The sequence below is a fragment of the Simiduia sp. genome, from assembly GCF_058345725.1.
Map to the genome: position 1 here is coordinate 49,205 of NZ_JBTUOC010000036.1, position 11,657 is coordinate 60,861.

The window sequence follows — 11,657 nt, forward strand, 5'->3', positions numbered from 1 at the left end:
ATCAGTACCCTCGTCGCCGACGCAAATCAAAAGGACAAGGTCATGGCCCCAACAGACAAGAAAACGCTGCTCGTTACCGGCGCCACCGATGGTATTGGCCTGGCAACAACCAAATTACTGGTGGAGTTGGGGCATCACGTCATATTGCACGGACGCAATCCCGCCAAACTGGACGCACTCATCGCGTCACTGACAGACGCCCACCCCAAGGCGGCGTTGTCAGCCGTGGTGGCCGACTTATCCGATTTACATCAACTAGATCCGCTGGCCGATAAAATTGCGGCAGAGCACGCGCAGATCGACGTACTCATAAATAACGCAGGCGTGTTAAAAACTGCACATGTTCGCACACCCCAAGGACTGGACGTTCGCTTTGCAGTCAATTTACTTGCCCCTTGCCAACTCACCCAAAAACTTCTGCCATTGATGCCGGTTCAAGGGCGCGTCGTAAACCTCTCATCCGCCGCCCAAGCGCCGGTAGATCTTAACGCGCTGCGCGGCCAAAGCCATCTGGATGACATGTCAGCTTACGCGCAAAGTAAACTTGCCATCACACTCTGGTCCCAGCATATGGGGCAAAAACTGCGCGACAAAGGCCCGGTTTTCATTGCCGTTAATCCTGGCTCGCTGCTCGCAAGCAACATGGTAAAGCAGGGTTTTGGTATAGCCGGAAAGGATATTGCCATTGGTGCCAACATTTTAGTGCAGGCGGCACTGGGTGCTGAGTTCGCCCAAGCAACTGGGCGATATTATGACAATGATGCTCAGCGTTTCGCGGAGCCTCAGTACGACGGCCATCAGGCAGACAAGATCGATGCACTGATAAATACAGTGGTATCCATCCTCAACGAACACGGTTCTGCGCATTAGACTATTGGTCACTCACCAGGAAACAACGTTACCTATCTAGCCAACCCTCGCGCCCGAATACCAGTCATTGCGCTCAGTACTGCCCTGGTACTGTTCAGTGGTTACCATCGCGGATATAACCACTCGCCCTGTGGTTTCACCGGCCCCGCCTTGCTCGCTGCCCAAAAAACAACCAATTTAGCTCGACTTAGCCCGACCAACTCTTTATAGTGCGCCCCCCTTGTGCAGGCCCAGCGGCCCACGTTCCGGCCGCGGCCATAGACGCATTACCCAGGTATTCCCGTGATTTCCACCGCAAACATCACCATGCAATTTGGCGCAGAGCCATTGTTCGAAAATATTTCTGCCAAGTTTGGCAATGGCAACCGCTACGGCCTGATAGGGGCCAACGGCTGCGGAAAATCTACCTTTATGAAGATTCTAAGCGGCGCCTTAACGCCTACCGCGGGCAATGTTTCCATAGCGCCGGGTTGCACCGTGGGCACGCTTAGCCAGGATCAGTTCGCCTTTGAGGAGTACTCGGTGGTGGATACCGTCATCATGGGCGATGTCGCGCTGTGGAAAATCAAGCAAGCGCGCGACGCCATCTATGCCAAAGCAGAAATGACCGAGGCAGACGGCATGGCCGTGGCCGAACTGGAAGTGCAATTTGCCGAGCGCGACGGCTACAGCGCAGAAAGCCGCGCCGGTGAAATTTTACTGCAGGCAGGCATCGCCGAAGCGTATCACTTTGGCTTAATGAAACAAGTGGCGCCCGGCTGGAAATTGCGCGTGCTACTCGCCCAGGCCCTGTTCGCCAACCCAGACATATTGCTGCTGGACGAACCCACCAACAACCTGGATATTCACACCATCAGTTGGCTGGAAGATATGCTCAATGCGCGCGCCAGCACCATGATTATCATTTCGCACGACCGCCATTTCTTAAACGCCGTATGCACCCACATGGCCGATATCGACTACGGTGAGCTGCGCATTTACCCCGGCAACTACGAAGCCTTTGTGGCAGCCGCTAATTTGGCGCGCGAGCAACTGCTAAGCGAAAACGCCAAGAAAAGCGCAGAAATGGAAGACCTGCAAGCTTTTGTGAATCGCTTTTCTGCCAATGCCTCTAAAGCCAAGCAGGCCACCTCGCGCGCGCGCAAGCTGGAAAAGATCAGCCTGGATGAAGTAAAAAGCTCCAGCCGCGCAACGCCTAGCATTCGTCTGAAGCAAGATAAAAAACTACACCGCCAAGCTCTGGTGCTCGAATCGCTCGGCCACGGCTTTGAATCGCCACTGTTTCGCGATGGCAACTTAATTCTTGAAGCCGGCGCCAAACTCGCCGTTATTGGCGAAAACGGCGTAGGCAAAACCACCTTTCTGCGCTGCTTAGTTAACGACATTCGCGCCAATCACGGCCTGGTAAAGTGGGCCGAAAACGCCACTGTTGGCTATTGCCCGCAAGACAGCAGCGCTGACTTTGATTGCGACCTTTCGCTGTTTGAGTGGATGTCGCAATGGCGCACGCCCAAGCACGACGACTTGCAAGTACGCGGCATGCTGGGTCGCTTGCTGTTTACCGCCGACGACGCCAATAAAAAAGTGCGCGTGTGTTCCGGCGGTGAAAAGAATCGCCTGCTGTTTGGCAAATTGATGATGATGGATTTAAACGTCTTAATCATGGACGAACCCACCAACCATTTGGATATGGAAGCCATTGAATCGCTAAACAACGCGCTAAAGGCCTTTGACGGCACGCTGATCTTTGTCAGCCACGATCGCGAATTTGTCTCGTCGCTGGCCACGCGAGTTATCGAAATCAAAGACCAGCAGTTAATCGATTTTCAGGGCACTTACGAAGAGTATGTAGCCCACAGGGAGCAGGTTAAAAAAGTGGCCTAGCGCCTTGCTCTGTTTTAACCATTGATGCCAAGCGCGTTAAGCACCTGCTGTTCGCGTGCGGTCACACTGCCCGTCAGCTCAATGTAGGGGATATTGCGCGCGGCGAGTTGCTCCCGGTACCACTGTTGCTGGTGCGCCCTAAAACTCGCACCCTGGCGGGTGCCGTCTTGCACAAAGGGGAAGTCGGCCGCACATAAAAACACCTGTGCATAGCGTCGATCCGCCAGTTCCAGCAACTGTGCATCGGCTTGGCCAAACAGGTGTAACGCATAAAACAAGGTCGTCAGCGGGCTGCTGTCGCATACGAGATAACGCTGGGCCGATTGGGCCAGCGAGCATTCACGCGCCACCTGCGTTTGAGCAATGTGCAGCATATCCTCGCGGCCAAGCGCACCGCCTTTTATCTCCCACAACTCGCGCCCGTACTCGGCAACCCATGGCGTCGCCAACGCTTGCGACAGTGCCGCAGCCAGCGTGGTTTTCCCCGTGGACTCGCCGCCAAGCAAGACAATCCGTTCAACAAAATCCGCATACACTGCCGGGGCGAGAAACGCGCGTAAATTGTGTATATCCTCGCGCAATGCCGTCCCGCAGATGGGCACCTGCTGCCTGGGAGCATCAATACAGTGGTGCACCACGCGCCCCGCGCCAGACTGGCGCTGGCGAAAATAATTGGTCAGGTGTGCGGCAAAACCTTCGCCGTAGGTTTCGCTGGTAAACACGGCGTCCGGCACGATATGAAGCAGATGCTCACAGACCCAACCCACAAACTCGCGCTGCTCTGAAGCGGGCACCTCGTTGTCGGGCAATGGCGGCGCCAGTACGCCTGCCGTACTGGCAAGGGCGCTTAATTCGTCATCGTCCAGCACCAAGATTTGCAAGTGGCCAAAGCGCTCGCGCAACCAGCGGCGTCGGCGTGCGCTGTCGCATCCGGCAAAAGACGGCTTGCTCCAGCTGAGCAACAGCAGTGATTCACAGGCCTTTTCAGCCTGTTGAATCAACCACTCGTGGCCCAAGTGCAAAGGGCTAAATTTGCCAACAATCAAACCCTGCTTAAAAGGCTTGGCTTCAGTTGCCATTGGCGCGCGCCGTTTCTTTTTGCGGCTGAGCGAGTGAGTCTTGGGCATGGGTTTGAATCTGAGTTTGCGGTTCAGCAACCACCAAGCCGCGCCAATAGTGATAGGCCACCAACGCGTTTACCCAATACACACCGTACAACAAAGCCGTCACGTACAGCTCTCGGCTGGCGTACAGGGGTATGGCAAAGGTGTTGACCAATAGCCAGAAAATCCAGCACTCTAGCCGCCGTTGAATCATCAACCACTGCGCAACCACGCTGAATACCAATACGCCTGCGTCAATAAACGGCGCATAGCCGTCGGTAAAGTAATGCAGAAAAAAACCGTTCATTATCGCAACGATTAATCCAAGCGGCAGCAGCACGGCAATACGCCGCAAGCCTGCGCGCCGCACTGGTTGTTCGTGGCCCTGCTCGCCGTACAGCCAACGCCACCAGCCATAGCCGCTGGCGCCCACAAAGAAAACCTGCAGCAACACTTCTGCGTATAATTTGGCGTCGTAAAACACCAGGCCAAACAGCGAGCAACCAATCATGCCCGTCCACCAGGTATGCACACTGTTGCGCCCGGCCAGTAAAATGGACAGGGTAATGATGGCACTCGCGGAGATTTCCAATAACGACATTAAACAGCGGCGCCTTTTAGATCACTGGTGTATTGCACTACTTTATCCTCGCCAATAATGGCGCTGACGGCAATGGGTTGGTCGCCAAACAGCGCTCGCAGCGCAGCGCGGGCCGCATCGGCATACGCCATAGAGGCCGGCGCAAGCTGCAAGTGCAATGAGGCATCGGCCCGCTGATGCAACGCAAATTGCGCCAGGGGCAAGGCGTGCAACGCGTGGGTAATTTCAATGTTATTGAGCCATTGACCCCGTGCGGTGCGATAGCGCACCGGCCGACGGCCAGACACATCCACCAACAGTGGGCCCTCGCTGCTGTCGGTCAGCGCCGCGTAATCACCGGTGCGGTAGCGCAGCAGCGGCAGGCAAAAATTAAAACCGCCGGTTAAGGTGATTTCACCGCGCGCGCCTGGCGCCACCGGCTGCCCATGGGGATCTAAAATCTCCACGTAAAGGTCGGGCTGTAGCAGTAAAAAACCACCCAGTGCCTCGTCGTACACGCCAATGGGCCCGGCTTCATTCATGGAATACAGATCTAACACCGGGGCGCAAAAGCGCGCTTCCAAGGCCGCCTTTAACCCGGCAGACAATACCATACCCACCGAAATCAGCGCGCGCGGCTGAGTTTTTAGGGGCAAGCTCAGAAGCTCGGTAAACGACAGCGGATCGCCCGTATAAATTTCCGGATGGAGCGCATCTAAGTAGGCGGCGCGATCACTGGGGCTGCGCCAGTCGTTGGGGTGCAAGTTAATTTTTGCAAGCCCCGACTCACCCAACTGCGGTGTGACCGACACATAGGTAAAGCAGCGCGCCTGAAAACCCACCAACACAACACCCACCTGCTGCGGCCCCGGTGTCAGTTCTATGCCAATGCGGCGCAATGCCTTGCGATGAAAACTTAAATAACTTGCCGCCACCCGCGGGTGCGAAGGCAACACCAGCGGGTTGCCCGTGGTACCGGTGGTGGAAAAGTGAATGAGTCGCTCAGTGGGTACGCTGTCGGGTACAAACGCGGCAATATCGCGACCGAGGTCAGCCCGGCAAACGGGCGCTATCTGCGTAAAGCGCGGTTCAGGGCCTTGATCGCGATAATGGGGCACATCGCGCCACGTCTTGGTAACAAAGTCCGCCAACCAGGGTGGCGCTTGACGGCTGGTCCAGAGCGGCTTTCTGCTGGCGATATCGCGCTCGAAATGTTCAAGTATTTGTAGGTCTTCACGCAACAGCCGGTTTCCGCTTTGGTTGCGGTAGTGCGGCGCCCGTGGGTGTTCGCGCAAAAATTGCAGCATTCGAGCGCCGGCATCAGTTAAGGTGGGATAGCGCTCGTGATCGGCGTAGAGCATCATTCGCGCGTCCATTTATCGGCCGCTTCGGCTGCCGCTTTTTGGGCCAGCGCCTCGCGAATCTCGCGCGCGCGTTGCTCCGCCGCTTGGCTTTCTTTCAGCAATCGCTGCCGCTCCAAACTCGATAAAGCACTTAATCGGTCCGTCGCCTGCGCTTCGCTTTCACCTTCGGGGCGATAACCAAGCCGCGCCAACACAAAGCGCGCAAACTCTTCGCGACGCTCGCTGTCGTGCAGGCACTTATCCACTCGGCTAGACTTTGCCAAGGCCGCCATGTCGGCGCGCAACAGGGTCAACATAGTTTCGCCATCCAACCAGATGTTGCGAAACCACTCGTGCCCCAGCAACCAGACACAGAGCGCCGTGAGCTGCAAATGCTTGCGATCCGCTCCGGCTTCCTGGCCGGTAAAGTCTTGCAGCTCTGCGGCGCTTGCGCGATAGCCTACAGCGCGCAAACAGTCGTATACCAGCGCGGCAATTTCCAACTGGCCACTATTGCCGATGCGCGGCTCGTCGAGAAAGTCCACCGGGCAATCGGCAACGCGCGCTACCAGGCACTGCAATGGCGGGCCAATTTGTTTCATGGGCAAACTCCGAAACGGATCAATAGGCTGTTAAACAAAATGCGCGTCAACACCTGCGAAATCCAACGCCCGCAGCAATGGCCTACACCCGCCCGCAACACACCTCTCCTGCGCATCACGCGCAACCGCCCTACGCCCATCATGCGTGTCCACCATAGTGACGCTTGCTGAAATCACGGGCAAAGGCAATCAGTTCATCTAAATCGTTGACCGCGTGAATTTGCCAGCCCTGTTCGCTCTGTGCTCGGCGCAGTTCAACACTGTATTTAGATTCATCCGTGTGCCAGTCTCGCCACAGGTTTAGCGCCAGGGTGCCTCCGGCGCGCCCGCGCTTAAGGGCTTGAGCGGCCACCTGCCAGCCGCTATTGCCGAACTCGTCGGTCTCGAACATTGTTGTAATACCGTCGTCGGAGATGTGCAGTATGTGGCAGTCGCGCGCGTGTTCGGCCCGGGCACTGTAAGTCTCGCGCAGTTTGTGAATAGGAAAGCTTGTGCCGCCGCCAAAGTGACCGGTTAGTATGCGCAGAATTTGCATTTCCTCGCGCACAAAGCCCGGCGTGCTCACAAACTGATTCTTACCACTCCACAAGGTCGCCTGTACCCGCGAACCACTGCGCAATGCCGATAAACAAATCACCGCACCGGCCAGGGCCGTGTAGGAAATTTGCTGCTGCGGGTTGGGCATTGAGCCAGAGCTGTCGATATAGATATCCAGGTCTGTGGGCTGAAGATCGGGTTCAGCGCCGGCCACCTGACCATAGTGGCGCTTCATGGTAGTGACCCCGGGCACTGCCTGTGGCGAAAGGCCGAGACTGGCCAGCCAGTCGATATCGTCCAGCGAATCACCCAGCTCCCACACCTCTAGCCCTTCTATCTGGGGCTCGCTGCGGGCGGCTGCTTTCTTTTTCGGAAAGGGAATTAAATAAGGCAGTGCCGCCTCTCGGTAATAGCGCACCGCCAAATCGTGATCGCTCATGTTAATGCCGGCCGCGCGCAATATTTCCCCATACTCATAGGGTTCGCGGCGCTGCCCCTGGCCGCCCGGCTTGGCGCCGCCGGAGGCCGGCAGCGCCACCTCGGCCCCCGAGCCCGATTCTGGGTCAAGGTCTAAGTTGTCGTTAATGCGCGGGTCTTCCACCGGGTGCAGCGCACCTTGCAGTTCGTCCTCGTCGTATTCAATCAAGCCGCTCGGTTCGCAATCCACGCCCGCCGCACGGGTATCGTGCAAGCGCTCTATGGCACGGGTATCGTCGTCGGCAGCTTGGTGCAAATAGGGCAATAGCAACGCGGCAAAACGCGCGCCGCCGGTAAGCCAATCGCTCGCGTAAACACGCACCAGGCGAGCGCCGAGCCAGGCGTGGCTTTCAAATAGCGAGTCCTCAACTTTAACGTTGAGCGAACCCCGCTCAAGCCCCCAAAGGTGTTCGTAAATGCGCATGTACAGTGGCCATACACCAACTTCTGTTTGCACCGGTTGGCCCGCGGCCAATTGCTGATAAATCGCGTGCATACGCAATTGGCTTTGCCTTTGCAGGCGATCGTTAATCAACAAATCCGTGTACAGATTGGCCACTGTGGCCGCGTACTTTTCCAGGGTCGGTAAACCCCGGCGGATGCGCGCCAGCAAGCGAAAGTGATCGCTCGCATTGGCCGGCGCCAACACATGGTGGCCAATTTCGTGGGCGAGCACTTCCACGGCGTAGTCTTCCAGACCAGAGGCCTGCACTGCTTCAAGATCTACCACCACGCTCTGATCGGCAAGGCGAATCATCGCGAAGGAGTTGCTTAGCCCCTCTCGCTTGGCCGCCAAGGTTGTCTGGCACAAGCGCGGGTCAGACAAACGGGTAAACTGGCTCCACACTGCCAGCGCCTGCGGCCAGGCCGCCTGCCAACGGGCCAGTAATGCCGAAGAGGCCGTTTCTGTCATCGCCAGGGCACCACGCAAAATGAAAAACTGTAGGGCGAAAAAAGCGCCGCCGTGTGCGCGTTCCACACCAGCTGCAAGCCCTCGGGGCAAAAGTCGATGTCCGCTTGGCCGCGCGCGCCGAACAGCCTGCTCGCCTTTAGCCGCGGCGGCTGATCTACCGCCACCTGAAAATTTGCCGCAGCAAGAAAATCGGCCCGGCTGGCCGGTAGCAATATGTCGCCAAAGCAATCGGCCAGCAGCAGAAAATAGCGATCGCCGCTCTCTATCACAAACCCCTCGGCACAGGCGCGCACCAAAGGCGGCTGGGCAAAGTGACCACCAAAACCTGTAAAGGCACCAATGACGCGAAGTGTCGCGTTCATGGGCGCCGGCGCCAATAGCCAGGGGTCTTTTTCCAACAGCTGCAGCAAGGCAACCAGCTCGCGGTCTTCGGGCAATCCGAGCAGCGCGCGCGCCGCAGTGGGTATGTTAGGCGCAACGCGCAACGCCGCAGCGCGGTACTGAGCCGCACCCGACCGCCACGCGGCCAGCAAACCTAAATCAACCAACGCAGTGGCCGGCACCTGCGGCCCCTGCTCGCGCAGCAACTGCAGCCATTGATCGGCACGTGCGCCCTGGGCGTACACATTCAGCAGCGCGTTACACAGTGCATTGAGTAGCGGTGCCGGTTGGTGCGGTAAGAGTGGCGCTAGCGCGGGCAAAACGTCGCGCCAAAATTGATCGAGTAGTGCCCCGCGCGCGTGGGCGCCACAGAGCTCGCGGCCCACCAGTTCAAGACCCAGGTCAAAGGCGGCGCTAACAAAATTGCCCCGCCGCTCGGCCGCTACCACTGACAGTAGCGGGCTGATGTTCTCGCGCAAAAACTGGCTGAAGCGCTCGCTGTCAAATCCGGGAAAGCGATGGTGCGCCTCGGCTACCCGCCGGTTAAAATCCTGCCGCCCCAGGCGCAACCACTCGGCAAGTTCGCGACTGATAGTCATTTTTGTGAACGCAGCCAGTGCAGATAGTTGGTGTAACGCTGGTGCAGGTATTTGAGTTTCAACAAATCGTCGTACAGATGACCGTAGAGTTTTCGGCCCTTGCACCACTCGGCCACCAGGCGCTCAATTTTACCAATGCGGGTGCGCGCCTCGCTTTCACTCACGGCCTCTAGCCCCAGGCTAAATTCTTGCTGCAGTGCCGCCACTGGGTCTTCGTGGTCGAGCCCCAGCCGTTCAAATTCGGCATTGGAGGCGTCAAACAGCTGCCGCAGCCAACTGATACTGTCGCACCGATAGGCGGCGTTTTCCGGCAGCGAAAAAAACGGCGCGTCCAAGTCGGGCTTGAGTTTGTCGTTTAGCACAAAGGGCAGCACCTGGCGCAAATCTTCCAGTTCCACCACCCCATTGCCGCGAAAATAGGCCAGGGCTTTGGCGTATACCAGCAGTGTCATCAGGTTGCGCACCGACAACCCATTGCGCGTCTGGCAGCCGATGTCTTTCAGGCGGTCGCGCCCGTTATCGGCGGCCACCAATTGCGCCCAGTCTATGGCCGCCAGGCGCGCGGTGTCCTTGGTCATGTATTCAAACTGGGCGCCAGCCGCTTCCGACAGTTCAAACTGGCTGGCAAAAAATTCAATGCGCCGGCGCAGCGGTGTCGGCAGCGCCACCTGCAGTATGTCTTTATTGAGTTGATCAATTTCCGCTTCGGTGAAGACTATCTCTCTGGGCACCACTTCTTCCGGGCGAATGCCCTCTTCAATGCGCACCAACAGGTCGTTCAAAAAACGGGGGTTAAATGACAGGGCCTGCACAATGACATCAATGCGATCGCGCAGCGCTTCAATTACTTGATAGGTGCCGCCGCCTTGGTCATCGTTGGCCGTTAAATACCAAGCGGCCTCTGGGCACTCGTAAACGTGATTTAGCACTTCGGCGTAGTTGTCGCCCATTACGGTGAGCAGCGCACTTTGGGTGCGGGTGGGAATGCGGTTGTACTCATCGATAATTTTGACCCGCATGCCCAGCCAGTTGCGCCAGGCAATGCGAATATCTTCTATGCGCTGAGCGCCCACCAAATCCGCCGGCAGCGGGTTGCCCAGCAGGTCGGCAATAGTCATCTGCGGGTGCCCGTGCTGCATGGCGCGGCGCACCTCCTTCACCGGGTAGCCCGCCAGCACACCCATTAAAATGGCGCTGGCCGTCTTGCCCCTGCCTGGGCCGCCCACAAACAGGCATTTTCGGCGGGTGGCAAAGGTGAGCAACGGCATTAACACATAGCTGGAATAGCTCTGCGCGGAGGGCAGCGTCAGGCGGCGCTTGCTATCGCCCACCACAAATTGCTGCGGTGGCGCGTCGTTGTACTCCATATCGTAATGGGGGCTGATAATTGCGCTGTTCACAATCCAGAAATAGGCCTGGCGCAGCTTCTCATCCAGGGCCACAGGCGTACCCTGGTCATCAAACTCGCTCTGCAAGGGCCCCTGGTAGAGATCGGCTACATCAAACTGCCGCGCGCGCGGCGCCTCTTTGGGGTTGGTGGGCGCCTGTGAAACGCGCTGGAAAATATTGAACGGCATCGACGCTCCCTGTTGATCGTATAAATTCTGCCCAAGCGGGGTTAAATGGCTACACCCTGGGCCCGCCGGCAAATGGCCAAAGCCCCAAGAACGCAAACGCGTTATACCATATTTGCCCCGCCTTGAACTTGCAAGAACACAGTGCCTGGGGGCGTCACACGATGGAAGCATGTACCCGATGTTTAAGGGACATAGCTACCGAAACGGCTCGAAACCAAAGAACGGCCCTGATACCTGCCCTTCGCAGTCCCACGCAAATTAAAAGACCTTGCCCGCCAAGAGCGGCTGAAATATCTACATTTCTAAGTAAAAATTGACCCGACATATGCCGGCCGCAATTGCGTGCCTCTTTGCTCGCGGCAGTAGTGCATTACAGCACGTCAACCCAAGCGAGCTGCTACCCACTTATTCCAGGCAATAAAAAACCCCACCTTCCTTCAAAGGTGGGGTTTTTGTATTGGTGGAGGCGGGGGGATTTATCCAAAAGCCCTCCCTGGTTTTTGCCCTTCGGGCGCTAGCGCGGATCAAAATGCTCCCGGCATTTTGTGAACCCTAGGGGGTTCTGCATACCCCCTTCTTCCAGCCAATAAAAAACCCCACCTTCCTTCAAAGGTGGGGTTTTGTATTGGTGGAGGCGGGGGGATTTATCCAAAAGCCCTCCCTGGCTTTTGCCCTTCGGGCGCTAGCGCGGATCAAAATGCTCCCGGCATTTTGTGAACCCTCGGGGGTTCTGCATACCCCCTTCTTCCAGCCAATAAAAAACCCCACCTTCCTTCAAAGGTGGGGTTTTG

General features: G+C 57.3%; 9 protein-coding genes. 2 read left to right on the forward strand and 7 right to left on the reverse strand.

What is annotated here, in order from left to right; translation table 11 throughout:
• The first annotated feature begins 42 nt into the window (after nt 1–42).
• Together ACW8F6_RS09225 and ACW8F6_RS09230 are read left to right on the forward strand one after the other, a co-directional pair.
• Nucleotides 43–870, forward strand: a complete 828-nt coding sequence (locus ACW8F6_RS09225; RefSeq protein WP_491575572.1) for an SDR family NAD(P)-dependent oxidoreductase — start codon at nt 43–45, stop codon at nt 868–870.
• A gap of 282 nt (nt 871–1,152) precedes the next feature.
• A complete protein-coding gene (locus ACW8F6_RS09230; RefSeq protein WP_491575573.1) occupies nt 1,153–2,754 on the forward strand; it encodes an ABC-F family ATPase in 1,602 nt (533 codons plus the stop codon).
• A 14-nt stretch (nt 2,755–2,768) separates the two neighbouring features.
• On the opposite strand, the gene ACW8F6_RS09235 is transcribed toward ACW8F6_RS09230, so the two are convergent.
• The 7 genes from ACW8F6_RS09235 to ACW8F6_RS09265 all read right to left on the reverse strand — a co-directional run bounded on the left by ACW8F6_RS09235 (nt 2,769) and on the right by ACW8F6_RS09265 (nt 10,866).
• Nucleotides 2,769–3,833, reverse strand: a complete 1,065-nt coding sequence (locus ACW8F6_RS09235) for an AAA family ATPase (protein WP_491575574.1) — start codon at nt 3,831–3,833, stop codon at nt 2,769–2,771.
• Nucleotides 3,823–4,458, reverse strand: a complete 636-nt coding sequence (gene pnuC / locus ACW8F6_RS09240) for a nicotinamide riboside transporter PnuC (RefSeq protein WP_491575575.1) — start codon at nt 4,456–4,458, stop codon at nt 3,823–3,825. The genes ACW8F6_RS09235 and pnuC overlap by 11 nt, the downstream gene beginning before the upstream one ends.
• Nucleotides 4,458–5,813 (reverse strand): AMP-binding protein, encoded by a 1,356-nt coding sequence (locus tag ACW8F6_RS09245; protein ID WP_491575576.1) that lies wholly within the window; start codon nt 5,811–5,813, stop codon nt 4,458–4,460. Before ACW8F6_RS09245 ends, pnuC begins: the two co-directional genes overlap by 1 nt.
• Nucleotides 5,798–6,382, reverse strand: a complete 585-nt coding sequence (locus tag ACW8F6_RS09250; protein ID WP_491575577.1) for a hypothetical protein — start codon at nt 6,380–6,382, stop codon at nt 5,798–5,800. Before ACW8F6_RS09250 ends, ACW8F6_RS09245 begins: the two co-directional genes overlap by 16 nt.
• A 139-nt stretch (nt 6,383–6,521) precedes the next feature.
• Entirely contained in the window at nt 6,522–8,309 is a 1,788-nt protein-coding gene (locus tag ACW8F6_RS09255; RefSeq protein WP_491575578.1) for a hypothetical protein, read from the reverse strand.
• Nucleotides 8,306–9,289, reverse strand: coding sequence for a hypothetical protein (locus ACW8F6_RS09260; protein WP_491575579.1), 984 nt, complete (start codon nt 9,287–9,289; stop codon nt 8,306–8,308). The genes ACW8F6_RS09255 and ACW8F6_RS09260 overlap by 4 nt, the downstream gene beginning before the upstream one ends.
• Complete coding sequence (locus tag ACW8F6_RS09265) at nt 9,286–10,866, reverse strand: AAA family ATPase (RefSeq protein ID WP_491575580.1); 1,581 nt, start codon at nt 10,864–10,866, stop codon at nt 9,286–9,288. The genes ACW8F6_RS09260 and ACW8F6_RS09265 overlap by 4 nt, the downstream gene beginning before the upstream one ends.
• Between the last annotated feature and the right edge of the window lie 791 nt (nt 10,867–11,657).

Excerpts from the sequence above, each read along its gene's own strand:
- ACW8F6_RS09245 (WP_491575576.1), bottom strand. The coding sequence starts at position 5,813 with ATGGACGCGCGAATGATGCTCTACGCCGATCACGAGCGCTATCCCACC.
- ACW8F6_RS09235 (WP_491575574.1), bottom strand. The coding sequence starts at position 3,833 with ATGGCAACTGAAGCCAAGCCTTTTAAGCAGGGTTTGATTGTTGGCAAA.
- ACW8F6_RS09225 (WP_491575572.1), top strand. The coding sequence starts at position 43 with ATGGCCCCAACAGACAAGAAAACGCTGCTCGTTACCGGCGCCACCGAT.
- ACW8F6_RS09260 (WP_491575579.1), bottom strand. The coding sequence starts at position 9,289 with ATGACTATCAGTCGCGAACTTGCCGAGTGGTTGCGCCTGGGGCGGCAG.
- ACW8F6_RS09265 (WP_491575580.1), bottom strand. The coding sequence starts at position 10,866 with ATGCCGTTCAATATTTTCCAGCGCGTTTCACAGGCGCCCACCAACCCC.
- ACW8F6_RS09250 (WP_491575577.1), bottom strand. The coding sequence starts at position 6,382 with ATGAAACAAATTGGCCCGCCATTGCAGTGCCTGGTAGCGCGCGTTGCC.
- ACW8F6_RS09255 (WP_491575578.1), bottom strand. The coding sequence starts at position 8,309 with ATGACAGAAACGGCCTCTTCGGCATTACTGGCCCGTTGGCAGGCGGCC.
- pnuC (WP_491575575.1), bottom strand. The coding sequence starts at position 4,458 with ATGTCGTTATTGGAAATCTCCGCGAGTGCCATCATTACCCTGTCCATT.